General features: G+C 60.5%; 14 protein-coding genes and 2 pseudogenes. 2 read left to right on the forward strand and 14 right to left on the reverse strand.

The genetic code is table 11. The features are described 5' to 3' along the window. The 8 genes and pseudogenes from U5709_RS05515 to U5709_RS05545 all read right to left on the reverse strand — a co-directional run. Positions 1-253: pseudogene (locus tag U5709_RS05515) on the reverse strand (coenzyme F420 hydrogenase/dehydrogenase beta subunit N-terminal domain-containing protein); the annotation flags it as partial. Between the two features lie 21 nt (positions 254-274). After that, positions 275-445: pseudogene (locus tag U5709_RS10670) on the reverse strand (4Fe-4S dicluster domain-containing protein); the annotation flags it as partial. Further along, the gene (locus U5709_RS05520) at positions 442-1,608 is read right to left on the reverse strand and encodes a polysaccharide pyruvyl transferase family protein (RefSeq protein WP_321972965.1); all 1,167 of its coding nucleotides are present in this window, start codon (positions 1,606-1,608) and stop codon (positions 442-444) included. The pseudogene U5709_RS10670 and the gene U5709_RS05520, both read right to left, overlap by 4 nt. 8 nt (positions 1,609-1,616) lie before the next feature. Continuing rightward, positions 1,617-2,588, reverse strand: a complete 972-nt coding sequence (locus U5709_RS05525; RefSeq protein WP_415913452.1) for a glycosyltransferase — start codon at positions 2,586-2,588, stop codon at positions 1,617-1,619. Continuing rightward, positions 2,551-2,859: a hypothetical protein gene (locus tag U5709_RS05530; RefSeq protein ID WP_415913453.1), complete on the reverse strand. Its 309-nt coding sequence runs from the start codon at positions 2,857-2,859 to the stop codon at positions 2,551-2,553. The genes U5709_RS05525 and U5709_RS05530 overlap by 38 nt, the downstream gene beginning before the upstream one ends. Before the next feature lie 111 nt (positions 2,860-2,970). Then, on the reverse strand, positions 2,971-3,636 hold the full coding sequence (locus tag U5709_RS05535) for an RloB family protein (RefSeq protein WP_321971070.1): 666 nt from the start codon (positions 3,634-3,636) through the stop codon (positions 2,971-2,973). Then, positions 3,626-4,960, reverse strand: coding sequence for an ATP-binding protein (locus U5709_RS05540; RefSeq protein WP_321972968.1), 1,335 nt, complete (start codon positions 4,958-4,960; stop codon positions 3,626-3,628). The genes U5709_RS05535 and U5709_RS05540 overlap by 11 nt, the downstream gene beginning before the upstream one ends. 223 nt (positions 4,961-5,183) lie before the next feature. Further along, positions 5,184-6,476, reverse strand: coding sequence for a PIN domain-containing protein (locus tag U5709_RS05545; RefSeq protein WP_321971068.1), 1,293 nt, complete (start codon positions 6,474-6,476; stop codon positions 5,184-5,186). A gap of 222 nt (positions 6,477-6,698) precedes the next feature. On the opposite strand from U5709_RS05545, the gene U5709_RS05550 reads away from it, so the two are divergent. Next, on the forward strand, positions 6,699-8,012 hold the full coding sequence (locus U5709_RS05550; protein WP_321971067.1) for an AAA family ATPase: 1,314 nt from the start codon (positions 6,699-6,701) through the stop codon (positions 8,010-8,012). Between the two features lies 1 nt (position 8,013). Then, positions 8,014-8,673 carry a hypothetical protein gene (locus U5709_RS05555; RefSeq protein WP_321972969.1) on the forward strand — a complete coding sequence of 220 codons (660 nt, stop codon included), beginning with the start codon at positions 8,014-8,016 and terminating at the stop codon, positions 8,671-8,673. Between the two features lie 656 nt (positions 8,674-9,329). Here U5709_RS05555 and U5709_RS05560 read toward each other — a convergent pair. The 6 genes from U5709_RS05560 to U5709_RS05585 all read right to left on the reverse strand — a co-directional run bounded on the left by U5709_RS05560 (position 9,330) and on the right by U5709_RS05585 (position 15,985). Continuing rightward, positions 9,330-9,761, reverse strand: a complete 432-nt coding sequence (locus U5709_RS05560; RefSeq protein WP_321971065.1) for a hypothetical protein — start codon at positions 9,759-9,761, stop codon at positions 9,330-9,332. Between the two features lie 339 nt (positions 9,762-10,100). After that, the gene (locus tag U5709_RS05565) at positions 10,101-10,430 is read right to left on the reverse strand and encodes a cupin domain-containing protein (RefSeq protein WP_321971064.1); all 330 of its coding nucleotides are present in this window, start codon (positions 10,428-10,430) and stop codon (positions 10,101-10,103) included. 10 nt (positions 10,431-10,440) lie between these two features. Beyond that, entirely contained in the window at positions 10,441-10,776 is a 336-nt protein-coding gene (locus U5709_RS05570; RefSeq protein ID WP_321971063.1) for a cupin domain-containing protein, read from the reverse strand. A gap of 51 nt (positions 10,777-10,827) precedes the next feature. Then, positions 10,828-15,015, reverse strand: coding sequence for an acyl-CoA dehydratase activase (locus tag U5709_RS05575; protein ID WP_321972970.1), 4,188 nt, complete (start codon positions 15,013-15,015; stop codon positions 10,828-10,830). Positions 15,016-15,084: 69 nt separating this feature from the next. Beyond that, positions 15,085-15,288: a hypothetical protein gene (locus U5709_RS05580; RefSeq protein ID WP_321971061.1), complete on the reverse strand. Its 204-nt coding sequence runs from the start codon at positions 15,286-15,288 to the stop codon at positions 15,085-15,087. Positions 15,289-15,310: 22 nt separating this feature from the next. After that, positions 15,311-15,985 (reverse strand): Crp/Fnr family transcriptional regulator, encoded by a 675-nt coding sequence (locus tag U5709_RS05585; RefSeq protein WP_321972971.1) that lies wholly within the window; start codon positions 15,983-15,985, stop codon positions 15,311-15,313. Between the last annotated feature and the right edge of the window lie 274 nt (positions 15,986-16,259).

The following is a 16,259-nucleotide window of genomic DNA, read 5'->3' on the forward strand; positions in this document are numbered from 1 at the left end:
CCCTAAATGCAAGGCCGACCTTACTCTGCACATACTTGCTGTTCCTGAATAACGATAAGTCAGAGACCTCTTCAACTCCGAAGCAGCGCACCTCACCGTCTCCCGCATCCGGCTCATAGCCGTGGCCATAGACGACTCCACCAGCAGAAATCACTTGTTGTGCGATCGCCGTGAAGGCTCCGCCGGAGGTACTCTCGCGCAGAACATCAGTGTCTTTATGCTGGACTAGGAAGGCCTCTTGCTCAATGGCCACCTCGTCCTTGCGAGAAGCGATAGGACATGCTTTAACGCATTTACCGCAGTCGATGCAGACGGACTCGTCAACGCGGGGGTACTCGCAGCCTTCCTTATCAGACGTCATCTTTATAGCGTCAATTGGGCAGACGTTCGAGCAGGCGGAGCAGCCGCAGCAATCGATCTTCCTATCTAGGCTGACGTGCCTCAACTCGCATCAGCCTCCAGGGCGCGCCGGAGCCAATCGAGCGATTCCGCACGGTAATCCGAAAGCAGCTTACGCGTGTTAATAAAATCGATCTTGTCTTCTGCAATCTGGTCGAAATCCGCCTCGGATTCGCAGAGACGTCCCAAGAGCCCCATCTTGCCCAGCAGGGTGTCCAGGCGCGAGTTGGTAGACTGAGTGCCCATGCCCTCATGCCTCCTGAATGTAAAGAACTGCTTCTCAAATAGGCACGAGAACACGCTGGCGTGGAACGAGTCAGTGCAAACGTAGCGAGCATTAGCAAGCAGCTCGACCCACTGGAACGGATCGATATCGTAGGGCTGGACATCAGCAAAGTCATCGTCATAGCCCACGTACTCGTCAAGATGGCTAATTGCAAGAACCTTGCAACCGGTCAGCTTGGCAAGCCTTTTGGCACAATCACGGTTCCAGGCATTCTTACCCAGAAAATAGCAGAACACATAAGGCTCAGGGGGAACGGCACAGCTACCCCGCGTCAACGCACCCCACTCATCTTTGCAAAGGAGCATAGTTGGGTCGCAGACGACATCTGCATCGCGTCCCGCGCGCTTTACTAGGGATGCGCCGGTGATCTCTCTCACTGAGATAGCCGAGAACGTGGCCAGGAACTCTGCAGCTCTCGCAAGATAGACGTCGTTCAGGGTTGACACGCCAAAGCTGGTGGCATAGGCCACCTTTCTGACCCCCTCGGGGACAAAGGAGAGGGTGAAATAGTCGCCTGCAATATTAACGGGCAACCAGAGCTGGTCGCTGCCAACGACGACAGAGTTGAAATCGGCACAGTACTCGCCAAGCTCCTCAAAGGTGGAGAAACGGGGGGACAAGGAGAACTCCCGCTCGGCGAACGAGGCGAACGCATTATTCCTCTCCGCCATCTTCTCGCCAAAGTCGCGGTCGGTAAGATGCTTCACGCGATGCTTAACGAACCCAAGCTTCGCCTTGTACATGCTCAGATTAAACAGGTTCTCCTTATAGTACTTCCGCCTGCCTGCGCCAATCACCTTACCCAGGCCACGCTTGTCAATGGTGATAACATCGCAGCCCAGTCGCTCTATGGCCTTCTCAGTCGCATAGGCCTGCAAAAGGCTTCCATAGTTGTACTTATCGTGGCAAGAAGCGATAGCCACCTTTGTAGTCATTGTTTCACCGCGCCCTCGTAAAGCTTTATGTACCAATCGCCGAGTTCAACAGCCGATGCCTCGATGTCATAGGCCTTGAGTCCGGAGGCATCCGAGGAGCTGAGCCCACGAGAAGGGGCTGTCGAAGCTTCCAGAAGGGCGGTAGCCCAGCGACCGGGGCCCTCGGCAAGTTCAATGTGACTACACCCCGTGGTGAGATCAACATCGTCGGGAACCTCCGTGGAGCACACACAGGGAAGGGACGCGGCCTGTGCCTCGACGGCAACCATGCCGAGCCCCTCGTAGATGCTCGGCAAGGCGAATACGTCGAATGCCTGGTAAAGTCTCCAGGCATCATCCCTCTGCCCAAGCAGTCTCACCTTATCGGCAATTCCCAGCTCTCTCGCGCGGGACGCGGTCTTCTTCCGATCAGCGCCGTCGCCCACGAGCAAAAGTACGCTATCGGGGCGGACCTTCAGCAGCTCCGCAAAGGCATCGACAAGAAAGGATTGGTTCTTCTGCGTAGTCAATCGACCGACATGACCCACCGCAAAGGTGGAGTCAGAAAGCCCGAGCTCTCCGCGGCACTTTTCACGCTCGCTGGCGTTGAATGAGTACCGCCCAAGTTCGATGGAGTTTCGAACGAGTCTGTAATCGGCCCCCTTGCCAAACAACCACTTAGCGGCATGCTCGGTACAAGCGGCGCGGTGCGTCGGATATCGGTTGGCCTGCATCCTGAGAATAGCCTTTATGGCGTTCTTAATCGGCTCGCCCTTGCCAGCCGTCGAATGGCTGTGGGCGATGCGCACAGGAACGTCGGCCTTCTTGGCGGCGCGTAGGGAGAACGCGGATAACGCGTTTATGTGGCTATGGACTATTCTCCAGCTTTCCCGCTCAAAAAGTCGCCGTAGTTCTCGTTGATATGCAAATACGTGCTGGTAGGGAGGAATCTCAAAGATCTCCCCCCCCCATGTCTTCGATTTCCTCACGCGGGACAAGCGTCGAGTCTGCGTCGACCAAGAAGTCGAACTGCACTTTACTGCGGTCGATGTGGCGATAGTAGTTCATAACGACAGTCTCGACACCGCCACCGAGCATCTTGCCCATGACCTGAGCAACGCGAATCGGAGCATCCTGAGCGGGCGCAGAGCTAGCCGCGCCCCTTACGTCTATCTTCTCGTTCTCCCTATTCAAACCCTGCTCATCCCTCGGTCCCAGGAATCCCCGTCTGAATTTCTCGGTTTCGTTATTCTGAGGCAATATGCTTCCAGCATGTGCTGTATTTCAAATTAACACTTGTGCGAAAGGTTTTTGACGGCACCGCTCGATGTATTGGGTTATCCCAGTGACGGCCACGGCTCCCACCGCACTTCAGGAATCGAGCAGCCCGCTTTCGGTGAGCATCTGTTTAACTGGGACCCAAAGCTCGGTTACGGGATTGTCGAGATAGTATTGGTAGCCGCAGTGGCTCTCCCTGCGAAAACAAGATTCCTTTGCCCGTCTTGCCAGCGTCTCTGCACGCTCGACTGCCGCCATCACGTCGTCAACGGTGAGCTTGCCGAGCACTCTCTTGAAATTCGACTCAGTTTTGTACTCATGCAGGCCCTCAAAATGCTCGCCGTAGAGATCGTTGATGCGCCCTAGGTATTGCTTTCTTTGCATGAGTGGGGGACAAGTTGCCTTATGTAACACCATCCAAAGTTCAAAGGTCAAATTACTGTATGCATTGACGTACTTGAAGCCTCGCCCCAGCTGCCCCGCCTTTTTCATGCTCTCCAGCGTGTCCCTGAACGCCTTGGTGTGCACGGGCTCCTCGTCCTCGAAATCGAATACGTGAAAGACCTTTGCGTTCTTGTCGAGGTTTGTGTTTGCCTTTGCCCACTTCAGCGGGTTCTTCTGAACTTTTGGACTGCACACCACCTTAACCTTGGCTCGCGGGTCCGCATTAATCGCGTCGCGCAGCCACTCCAGATACCACTTCTCCGTCTCGCCTTCCACCGTAAAGTAATAACGAGCGTTCATCTTCCTACTTGCCATTGTGCGCATCCCCCCTGCCCTCGACGATGCGCTCGAATATCGGCGTGAAATCGATGTCGCTAATGGCACCGTACCTATCGAGGAAGTACCCCTTCATATAGTCCTTGCCCTGACGCACGCCGCCAGGTCCCGAAGTGCCAAAATCGGAAAGGGAGTAGTGCTGGCTGTTGCCGGTCCCGAGGTCGCGCTCGACAAACTTGATTTCATCGCGCCGCAGCACATTGCCGTTTAGGAACACCGGGTTGTGGGTGTCAAAGATGAGCTGCGCCCCCTTCGTGTTGATTTCGTCGTTATGAAATACGCTCAGAATGCTCATGAGCGCCATGGGATGAATGGAGGCGTCGAACTCGTCGACGACCAAGGTCGCGCCGGTTACGATGGCCCGGGCAACCAGCGGGAAAATGTCGACGAACCTGAGAGTTCCGTAAGACTCGTAGTCCTCGGCCGGCAGCACGCGGCCCCTTACGCCATCCCCCTCGAACAGCGAGAAGAGCCTTGGCTCGGATTCGCCCTCGGGAATCATGTAGCCAACGGCATTAGAGCTGATGCCAAACGCTTGCGCGGCCTCGTTCACGGCACCCTCTATGTAAGGAGTGCTTGTTGCCATTTTTGCCGGCCGATACAACACGCGGACCCTGTCGGCGTGGTAAACGGTGAGCAGCTTTCTGTCGAACCAGGACAGGACCTCGCTCGCAACAGGGGGGCTAACAAACGTCTTAAACACGCCCGTGAGGAACAGGTCGGTCGGGGACAGGTTGACCGCCAAGTCGACGACGGCGTCAACCTTCCCCTCTAGCCCCGCAGCAAGCCTGTCTTTTATTGGCTGAATATTCAGCTCAATCGAATCCGGCTTTCGGCAGAAGACCGGGGCACCGTTCACCGAGAGGGACTCCTCGAGGACCTCCCTATCGTAGTCGTCGTCCGCAAAAGAGCCGAGGTCTGCTTCAAGCAGGTACTCGTACACGCTGCCACCCTCAACGAACTTGATTCTGAATCGAACGGGGCCCGGCCGCGATGAGGAGGAGTTGGGAATGAGCGACAGCTGACTTGATGCGCGGTTCTTATTGGCCGCAGGCGGCGCATCGCAAATGTTGCCACGGGAAACGACCGCCTTGAGCGTATCCATAGCGCCAATGAGCGTCGTCTTGCCCGATGCATTGGGGCCGTAAATCACGGCGCAGCTAAGCCCCTTAACGTTCTTGCCACCGATTTTCTCGGTATGGATGCTATAACTGAGCCCTTTCTGCTTCGGGGCCGGCACCATGGACAGCACCGCCTCGTCAACGAAGGACTTGTAGTTACTGATGGCAAATTCAAGCAGCATGCGTCCTCCTCTACCCTAATGGCACCATTAGTGTAGTTGATTTTGCACGATTTGCGCAAAATCAACTACCGATAGATAGATTGGCCCCACTGGACGCGAGGCCTCAACGCTACAGCCCGCCGCGGCGCCCCCAGTCGCGTTGCAAAACCCGCCGGACCGCCCCACATTACAGAATAGGCCGGACTCGCCCCGACCAAATCGCTCAAGCTAAATCCACGCCACGCTAGAAGGGAATTTCGTCCTCGATCTCGATGTCCCTCATATGCGCCGTAAGGTTCAGCGCGATCGCCTCGCGCTTCCGGGGGCTCGCTTCGGCAAGCATATCCCTGAAACCGGTCACCACGCTCATAGGAATAGGCCCCGGCTTAACGTCAACGTAGCCGTCGATGAGAATTCCCGCCAGCGGCTTAACGCTTGAAAGCGAATCGTCTAGGCGATGGGAATCTATCAGCCCGTTGAGCTTGGCCAATAGCGCTTGAGGGTCGTTCTCGATGGCCGCGTCAAAGGTCTTTGTACGCACATGACCTTCAACTGCGTCAACTAACGCGCGGAAATCATGTCTCTCCCTTTCGGTAAAGAAAGGCTCTCCGCGTTCGTCCTCCCTCTCGTCCAGAAGGTCGAAGCAATCGATAAAACGCCTGTAGTCATTATCAGTCAGGTCATCTTTTCGCCTCAGGAATATGGGCTTGATGAAGTCGCATACATCATCGTCTCTCAAAATCCAAAAGACCTGTTTGTTAAGCATTGCAGCGCTCAGAATCTCAAGCTCCTGCCGTTCATTGATCGCCTGTGATTTCTCGGAGAGCTTCCCCACGATCCTATGTGACACCTGGAAAGAAGGGGAGTTCTTAAGTTCGCAGACCAACGAGTCGATTGCCGCCGAGTCAACGACCGACGCTTGTCCCCCAAGGTCGGGAACCGGCGGCGCCCCCAATAGGACGGGTTTCGGCGCCTGAGTTGGCGACAGAATGGCTTTGGCTTTGTCAAGGTCATCCTCTACGCGAACAATCTCGCTACCATTGAAATACGAGGCCATCCGCTTGTCATCAGTACACAACAAAACGTCCTCGTCGCCCTGACGCTGCTCGAGGTAGTACTCAATCGACGCGACGATGCACGCGTCTTTGAAGCCCTTGTCACTCTTCTCCTCAAATGGCGCGCTATGAGAAATCGCCCGCTTATATAGCCACGGGAAAACATAATCGGCAGGCGGGAGAGGAAGAACGTCGTAATCAATCGACTTGTCATTCCTAATCTCGGCCTCAACAGCGTCAAAAGAAAGAGCATCGAGCTTCGATGCCAAGAAGTCGGTTAGCTTAAGAACGCCGCTGCGCTTAAGCTGGGCAACCTCTTTCTCAAATGCCAAGTGCTTTTGAGCAACGATCTCGTCAATTACGACCTCAGGAATCAGAAGATTCGCCAAGCTGGAAATCCCCTCAAGCTTATCTCGATACCCCAAGAGCCATTCATAGGAATTCTCGTTCCGCGCTAAATTTGTGTCAACAATAACAACCATACCGTCCCTCCTGAACAAGCCTCACGAAGACATAGGGAAAATGGTCCTCGGCAGCGTTGCCATGGCCTCATCGTTCAGCCTTGTAGCTTCCTGAAGCTTAGCTTGGTTAGCTTTGAAGGCTTGGTGGTAATTAATTTTGCACTGCGGAATCTACTACTTACTAGATATTGTAGTCAAGCCATTTCAGTGCAATACTTTCTTACATCTGAAAGGAGTGCGACTATGAAACTGTTGAGTGTTACGGTCTCGGGCTTCCGCAACGTTGCGCAGACCGCTATCGAGCTCGGCGGAATAAGCGCCATCGTCTCGCCAAACAACTACGGCAAATCAAACCTTCTACAAGCCATCGATTTCGGCTTCGAGTTCATGAGGTCGAGCAGCCGCCAGCGCGAGTCGATGATGCGAGCATTAGGCTGCATGCCGCTCAATCCCAGGCTTGCCAACGACGACTTCCGCTTCTCCATCACGCTCGACGACCCGACTCTCGGCGAGTACCGCTTTGTACGCTATGGATTCTCGTTTGCCTGGCTGCGCGACGACGGCGAGGGCTGCAGGATAACCGGCGAAACCATAGAGATCAGCTCGCGGGAGCGCGGCCCCTGGACAAACTACCTCAAGCGCGCCGAGGGGAAATACAAGAAAAGCCACGACACGCGTTCGTTCCGCTCGATAAGTCTCGACGGCACAAAACTTGCAATCGATGTGCTCACCGCGATAGAGGACATCGACATTAACGGGGCCATCAGGTCCATCCTAACGGCATCCTTCGACATATGTGACTCGCTAGACACCGACAGCCGCTTCCGCTCGGCGCCGCTGGAACTCAAGGTGCAGCACCCTGACGACTCGTTCGTTATGTTCGACGATGAGGACCTGTCGCGCTCACTATTTCATCTGAGCAAAGCCAACCCAGAAAGGTACGAAGAGTTTCAGGCCGCCGTGTACACGCTATTCCCTGAGTTTGAGGACATCTCGGCCGTCTCCTATGCCATCAACCCCGAGGAGCACAGCAGGCTTGTTAAGATGCTCGGCGCGGCCGACGCAGACACGAGCATACCTTTTAGGATAAAGGACGAGCTCTACCGTTTGATGATTAAGAGCTCGCACGTCAACCAGCCGGTCGACGTCTCGTACATGTCCACCGGCACGAAGCGCATCATCTGGCTTATCGCCAACGTGATGATTGCCGGAGCCAAGGGCGCGGGCGGCATCGGCATCGAGGAGGTCGAGACGAGCATCCACCCCCGCATGACGCAAGACCTCCTCGAAATTCTGAACGAGAGCGTGGCAGACACCTCGCTGCTACTCACAAGCCACTCTCCCTACCTCATTCAGTACCTCAAGCCGGAAAAGGTCTATATCGGCGCTCCAAACGAAGACGGTGTCGCGTCCTTCAGGAGGATGCGTCCATCAAAAGTCAAGGGAGCCGTCGCCACCGCGTACAACCACGGGTTCGGCCTCGGGGAGTACCTCTTCTCCCTGATGTCGGGCGACGGGGACGGTGCCCGGGTGCTCCGTGACCTCCTTGAGGACTGACGTGAACGGAAACGAAACGTGCCGCGGCCTGGCGTTCATAATGGAGGGAGCGACAGAAAAGGTTTTCTACCTCGAATATCTCTCGCAACTGTGCGCGAGCAGGGGCTTCGTCCTCAAGAAGAATCTCGACACGCAAGAGGACCGCTACACCGTAATGTCGGTGAGCGGCGATATAGTCGTCATGATGGCGAGTGTGAACTCTGTCACGCAGATGACGAACTCGGCCACTTGGTTCGACAGGGCGTGCGTCAAAGAAAACCCGGGGATTGCCTGGACGGTCTTCCTTTGTTACGACACCGATGAGTACAACAGCGATATCACGAAGTTCCACGAGGGAGACTGGGCAATGCTGCGCAAGAGCATTGCTCCATCAGCACGAAAGGTAGTCGACATGGCGGCAGGAGCCGATATCGAGGATGTGATATTGTGCGACCTGCCTGGTGTCCTTGCCTTCCTAAAGCTGCCACCCGAGACGCAGGTTCCGCCAGGCAACAAGGGGAAAACGAAGCTCAAGAAGCTCTATAGGAAAGCGGCGCCGAACAAGGCATACCACTCAGGCGAACGCGCCAAGAACTTGATCTCGCATCTCGACATGGCGGAAATCAAGGCATCGGCTCCCGTTCCTCTCGAAGAGATAGATAAGGCGATCGAAAGTGACTGATGTAAGTTTTGGCACCTCAAAAGTTACATCGAACTCTGGTTTCATAGCGAAATCGGGGCTTTCTGTGCTCACATGAAATTTTTAGGTGGCCATCCCTCGTTTGGGTGCGAAATCAGCGCTTGGGGACTTCTAGCCGCACTTCGTCATCAGGCGCTCGCTCCGCTCCCAAGGTCGGCCATAAAACGACCGCGCTTTTCGTGAGACGTCATCGTGCGACAAGGCTCGGATTGCCCGGCAGAACCTTATCCGGTGAGAACCCGCCCAATTGCACGCAGAACCTCAACGCCCCCAGCTGCCGAAGCGCTCTTACCCGCGCGACACAGCACGGCGCCGACGCCCTATGCAAAGCAAGGCCCGCTCCACCGCGGAATCAGGGAGGCGCGGGAGGGCAGGAGGGCGACGCTCATAGCCAGCCAGCTCGAGCTCAACGAATGGTACCCGCGCATCGAGGGCGAGCCCATCGCCGACTCCATCCTCGGGAGGGTGGCTTCGGCCTGCCGCTACCTGGACATCGACGGGCCCAATATGCGCAAGCGGCTCGCGGAGAACAGGCCAAGGGGCGAGTAAGGCCGGTTCCGATCAGGCCGGAGTCGCGGTACCGCTCTCGCCGGATTGGCGGTACCGCGACACGTTACCGGTCAGTGGGTTGGGCAGCGCTACGACTTGAGCTGCTCGAAGTAGAACTGGGAAGGCGCGTAGGCAGCGTCGGAGTCGACGCGCCAATAGCCATGGTCTGAAAGCTCGACGAAGTCGTTGCCCACGCCCAAGGTGACGTTCTTGCCCGAGGAGAGGCACAGCTCGAACATCTCCGAGCGGTATCCGGCGTAGTCGGAGCCCGTGCGCGAGGACATCCGGGGGCCGCGAGGAGCGAGGTTTCCGACCAGGGACTGGAACTCCTCCAGCTCGAAGGCGGAGAGCGTCCTGGCCGCGACGCCACCCTGGTCAAGGGCGGTCGCCGAGGTGAGGTCCCCGAGGTCCTCGCAGCCAAACATCAGAGCCGGCAGGTTTTGCACCGTCACGAGGAGGACCACCGCCACGGCGAGAACCGCGGCCGCGATCAGGGCTTTCTTGTGCGAGAGAAGACGCATCTGACCCGCCTCCTCTCATACGCGCACCGGCATTGCGAGAAGAGCGGCCTCGGCCCAATTACCCCATTGCATCGAATGGCCAACGCGCCCGGATCGGTCCACGACAAATTCAAGGCCGCAAATGGCGCAAGGAAGCCCGAGAGCAGATAGCGCAGCAGTGTGATGGGCCTCAAACGAGAAGGCAACATCCGCGTGCGGCCTGACCGATGCGACTTGGGGCCCGTCTACGACCTGCAGGCGGGCCCCGTTTTCGCACGCGAGGGGATGTGGGCGCTGCTAAACCTGAAGATATGCGACGTTGGCATAGTGCACACGTCGCATATCCCAAGCTTTAGGCACTCAGACGAAGCAGATCTGCAACAGCTTGGTGGCGCAGGTGGGCTCCACGGCGTGCTCCACGTCGGCGGGGACGCGTAAGACGTCGCCTGTGGTCATCGCGACGCTGTGGTCCGCAAAGCGAATCTGCGCCGCGCCCTCCACCAGGTAGTACAGGGTGTCGCCGGGGTAGCGCTCCTCGGAGACGCTCTCCCCCTCCGAGAAAGCCAGAAGCGTGGCGCCGATAGGGTCACCTAGGCGCGTGAGCGCCATGCTGGAGACCTGGCCGGGGCGCGCGTCGATAAGCGAGGCCAAGGGCGCCGCGGCCTCGGTCGGCAGGTTGCGAAACGGCATCGCCCGCCTCCTACGCAGGGAGAATGACGACGAGCAGCATCTTGAAGGCGGTGACGCCACGCACGGCGTGCGGTGCGCCCGCGGGAATGACCACGGTCTCGCCGGCGTGGACCTCGTGCGCCACGCCGTTGATGGTGATCTCGCCCGTGCCCTCGAGCACGTTCACCATGGCGTCGCCGCCGGCCGCGTGGCTGCTCATGCCCTCGTCAGCGTCGATGGCAAAAAGCGTCACCTTGGCGCCCGGCATCTGGGAAAGCGTGAGGCTGTTGACCTTGCCGGCCTCGGCGGGAACGGCCGCGGCCAGGTTAAAGACGGTTTCCTTCTCGACGTTCTTGATGAGCTCCATGATGGGTCCTCTCTGTTGGGGAGTGGACAAAGGGACTGTCCCTTTGTCCACTTAGACGTAGTACAGAAACGATGATAGTTTCTCGGCGATGCCCGCGTCGAGGGCGCCGTCGAAGTTGAGGTGCAGCACAGGAGCCGCGGGCGCGAAGGCCGGCGAGTCCTCCTTGAGGCGAATCATGGTGTCCGCGTTCTCGTAGAGCGAGGCGGCCGTGACCACGCCCGCGCTGCGGCGCGACTCCGTGATTTGCTTGGCGATGCGGTAGCGCGCGTTGCCCCCCGCAAAGCGCGGCAGCAGGCGGTCGGCCTCGGCCGTGAGCTGGGCAGCATTCGCGGCGAAGGGATTGGCGTCCGCGCCTACCACGGCGCCGATCTTCTTGCCTGCGACGACCATCTTGGCCTTGAGGGCGTCGAGAAGCGCGGCACGGCGGTCGAGCTCGGCGGCCGGGATGTCGTTAGGGTCGGGCGCGTCGGCGTGGTCGTGCGCGTGCACGGAGCTCTCCCACGGCATGCCGACGGCGGCCGCATGCGAGCCGTACGTGCGGTCCTCCACCAGCTCGTCGTTCCACAGCATCCAGAACCACTCGGAGAGCGGCATGCGCACCACGCGGCAGCCGCGCTCGCGGGCCAGGCGCCAGATGCCGCCCGTGAGTCCATCGCCATAGACGAGCGGCCACTCGCCCACAAGGGCAAGACGGCGAGCGTCCACAGGAGCGCTCGTGGCGTCGGCCGTCGCCGTCGCAACGTCGCCCTCGACGAGAAGGTCGAAGAAGCGCTCGGCGGCGCCCTCGCCATAGAGGCGCTCGAGCTCCCACGGCAGCGTCTCAAAGCGTGGGGCCCAAATCTTCACGGCTCCGAAGCCGCGGGCGCGCAGAATCGCGCGAATGGCGCGCTCAAACTGGTTGTCCGCCTCGGCGCCGCGCGTTGCGGGAAGAACCAAATGCAGGTCAACTCCGTCGTTTGCGGCCTTTTGCGCCTCGAGCAGCGACATGCCGAGAAGCGCGGTGAACGAGCAGTACTCCTTGGTGGAGGTGGCCACGCGGCCGGCGTCGAGGGCCGCGGCGTCAAGCGGGGCCGTCCGCGCGTCGAGGCCGCGGGCGCGCAGGGCCGCGGCGATAAGCTCGCCATAGGCGCCCACGGCGGGCACCACAACGCGGGCGGCGTCGCCTGCCTGGGGCACCTCTCCCCCCTCGGGGATCAGCGAGAGCGCCATGGAGCCGGGGGCCGGAGTGGGCGCGGGCTCGAATCCGGCCGCGGCCCCATCGCCGCAGCCGCAGCACGCGGAGCAGTCGTGGCCGTCCGGCCCGATGACCGGCGACGCGGCCGGCATGCCCTCAGGCGAGCTCACGCGCACCGCGTCCTCGACCGAGAGATGCGAGAGCGCGTTCAGGAACGCCTCCACGCGCGTGATCACGCCCACGCGGCTGAAGTGCTCGTCGCACTCGATGGCCAAGTAGGGCTTCTCGCCCATCTCCTCCGCAAAGAGCTTGTCCATCATGGTGTCCGGCCCGCAGCCGTGGTTGGTGAGGTAGACCGCAAACAGGCGCGGGTCGCGGCGCACGAGCTTGGCGCCGGTAACGATGTGCTGGCCGAAGGGCCAGCAGATGCCCGGATGGTCGGCGGAGACGTCGATGTCGTGGCCGCCGTGCAGCTGAGAGAGGCTGATGACCTTCTGGCCGTGGTCGAGCAGGATGTCCGGGATGCCCATGTTGAGGGCGCTGTCGGCGATGCCGTAGTTGCGAGTGATGAGCACAAGGACGCGCTCGTCGGGGGCAAGGGAGTCGAGGAGCTCGTCGCCCAGGCGCTCCATCTCTTGGCCGAACTCCGTTACGGCAAAGCCGCCGGCCATCATGGCCACGGCGGTTTCTTGCGGCGTGTGGCCGAGCTGTGTGCCCAGCCCGAGCATGGCGCCTGCCATGGCCTCCTGGCCGAAGTCCATGTCCAGCATGGGGTTCAGAAGCTCAATGCCGCGCTGCTCAAGGCCCAGGTCGTCTGCCACCAGGCGAGGCGCCGTCTGCATGTACACGCAGGCGTAGTTGTGCGCCACGTTGGAGGACGCATGCCGGATGGTGTGGACACTCGGCATAAAGACGTAGTCAACCTGCTGCTGCGCGAGCCACGCCATGTGGCCGTAGATGAGCTTAACGGGGTAGCACGTCTCGCCGCGCGCGTGCTCCTGCGCGAGGGCCACGATCTCTTCGTTGGTGTCCGGGCTCAGGACCACGTTGTAGCCGAGCTGCGAGAAGAACTGGTTGGCCAGCGGGAAGAGGCGGTGCAGCATGAGGCAGCGCGGGATGCCCACGGTCTTCTTTACGGGGTCGCGCGAGCCGTCGTAGCCCTTGAGGAAGAGCTCCTCGGTGCGGGCGTAGAAGGCGCGGTTCAAGGCCACCTGCGCCTGGTCCACCTCGGGCGCCGTGCGACCGGAGCCGGCCAGGTCAAAGCCCTTGAAGGCCGTGCCGGAAAAGCCGGGTTCGGTGGCCTTCTCGCCGGCCATGAGCGCCGCGCCCGCAGCGCCCGAGACGGCAAAGTAGGGGCTCACGGTAATGACGTCGCCCCAAAAGGCGCGGAAGGCCTCCACGATGGCCGGGTTGTAGGCCACGCCGCCCTGCAGCACGATGTGGCTGCCCACGGGCTTTGCGCCCACAACGCGGTGCAGGTAGTTGCGCACGATGGAAAGGGCCAGGCCGGCTGCCACGTCGGCCTTGGAGGCGCCGGCGGCAAGCGCGGCGTTGATGGCCGTCTCCACAAAGACGGTGCAGCGCTCGCCGAGGTCGATGGGCGCGGCAGCCGAAAGCGCCAGCTCACCGTAGTCGGCAATCGGGATGCCCAGGCGCGCGGCCTGCTCCTCAATGAACGAGCCCGTGCCCGCGGCGCAGACCTTGTTCATCTGGAAGTCCACGACGGCGCCATCGGAGAGCGAGATGTACTTGGAGTCCTGGCCGCCGATCTCAAAGACGGTATCTACCTGCGGGTCCGCGTGCGCGGCGCCGGCGGCTTGGCATGTGATCTCGTCCACAGCGGCGTCTGCGCCCACGAACTTTGCCATGAGGCCGCGGCCGGAGCCGGTGGTGACCACAGCGTCCACGGCCACGGTGTCGCCCAGGCGCTCGCCCAGGGAGGCCAGCCCCTCACGGACGGCGTTGCGGGCGTCGCCAGCGGTGCGCAGATACTGGGCGTCCAGAAGGCGGCCCCGGCGGTCCAGAAGCACGAGGTTCGTGGAGGTGGAGCCCACGTCGATGCCCAAGGTGGCGTGGACGCGGCCGTCGGCTGCGGGCTCCCAGAGCTCGCGCGGGGTGGCAAGAAAGCCCTCGGTGACTACGTAGCCGCCGTTGGGAAGGGGCGCCAGACGCGGCAAGGCGTCCGCGGCGGATGCCCGGGCGGCGTCGGTGCCCGCGTCGGCGAGCGCGGCGAGAAGCCCCTCCAGGTCCGCGGCCTTCTCGGCGCCCCGGGCATGGAGCGCCGCGCCGGTTGCCTGCGCAAAGAGGGCCTGCTCGTCGCAGATAAGGTCGCCCTCGGCAAGGCCAAAGACCTCGCGGACCGCCCGGACCACGCCGGCGTTGAGCGACACGCCGCCCGCGAGCACCACCGGCGCCTCCACGGGAAGCCCGCGCACGATGAGAGCCTTGAAACTCTTGACCATGGCGAAGCACAGGCCCAGCAGGATGTCGCGCACCGGCGCGCCCTCCTGCTGTCGGTGGATGATGTCCGTCTTTGCAAAGACCGAGCAGCGGCCGGAGATGCGCGGCACCTCCTTGGCGCCGCTGACCAGGTCGGAGTAGTCCTCGATGGAGAGGCCGAGGCGCGTCATCTGGTCCTCAAAGAAGGAGCCCGTGCCCGAGGCGCAGCTCTCGTTCATGGAGAACTGCGGCACCTCGCCCGCGCCGATCCCATGGATGTAGCAGGCGTTTTGCCCGCCGATGGCGATGACTGAGCGGGCGTGCGGGGAGAGCGCCGCCGCTCCGCTGGCGATGGCTGGCACGTCCTCCAACGCGGGCAGGTCAGGCGAGACCTCGATCAAGGACTCGGCGGCAGAGCCTGTGACGCAGACGCCCTCGCAGCCAACGATGCCGAGGTCAGCGGCCATGGCGGCAAGAAGCTCGCGCGCCTGCGCGGCGGCGTTTCCGTGATGCGGGGCGCGGCGGCTCCACAAGAGGTCGGGGGCCGCGTCCTTCTCGCCTGCGTCGGCGACGGCCACCACCTTCACCGAGCTCGCGCCCGCGTCGATGCCAACGGTGTATCTCACGATGTGTTCCTCTCACATACCTGCAAAAAGGGGACTGTCCCCAAAGTGCAGCGGTTTGGGGACTGTCCCCTATTTGCAGGCGGCGGACCAGGCCTCGTACTCGGTCAGGAAGGCGTCGCGGTCCAGCTTCTTCAGCTTGGCGACGTCGTTGAACGTGACGAGCTTGGTGATCGGGTTGTTCACCGAGAACGGGAAGCCCTTGGAGACGAGGAACTCCGCGAACTTGGGGTCCTCGGTCGCGATCTGGTGCATGGTCTTGGTCGGGTCGATCATGGCGAATCCTCTCGATTTAACATCAGGTCTCTTGCTTATTTGAGTTGATGCGGACGTGCTTGCCGCTTACTTCGATCACGCCCTCATCTTGCATGCGCCGAAGCTCGCGCGAGAGCGCTTTATCATTAACGCCCAGGTAACTGGCGAGTTCCTTGCGGTTGTACTGCAATGTGATTTCTCCGTTGCCCTGCTCGTCCTGCGACTGCAGGTACATGAGCAGCCGGTTGCGCAGACGCGGCTCGGCAAATAACGTGAGCTTGTAGGAAAGCTCGGAGATTTTCTTGGACATCTCAGACATGATGTTCGCGCGCACGCGCAGGCAGTCGTTGTTATCGCTTGCCTCGAGCCGCGCCGCCGGGATGTAGGCGACGAAGGATTCCTCCACGCAGAAGATGTCCACGGGAGAGACGCGCAGCGTGGTGGGAACGGCCTCGGCAAACGATTCACCCGGGCCGAAACGCCCGACGATGGTGTATCCCCCATCGGCCTTGGGCAGGCGCGCCTCGACCAAGCCGGCGATGAGCACCGGGTATTTGCGCAGGGCGTCTCCAGCGTGGGCAACGAAGTCCTGGCCTGCAAAACTGCAGGTAGAACACCCCAGCTCGACAATCACGTCCTTGATGTGGTCTTGCGGCACGCCCCGGAACACCGGTGACCCCGCGAGCACCTTGATGATTTCCTCGTCCTTGAGCTCCATGCTCTTGCCAGCTTCCTGAACACGCGAATCGTCTTCTCTATAAGTTTGCTAAGACAAACTCGCGCACGGGGTTGCCACGGCAACCTTGGCTAACTTATTCGCAAAAGCTCAACAACTCGCACCCGCACCGGGCGACAGGTTCCCCGCGCCTGCACAAAATGACAGGTTCGTCGTGCTGCACAACGAACCTGTCACCATGCGCAGGCGAACCTGTCATTTCGTGCTGCACAACGAACCTGTCACCCGATGTTGGTGGGCGTGGCCGCGGGACTCG

It is taken from the genome of Paratractidigestivibacter sp., assembly GCF_963660155.1.
GTDB lineage: Bacteria > Actinomycetota > Coriobacteriia > Coriobacteriales > Atopobiaceae > Paratractidigestivibacter.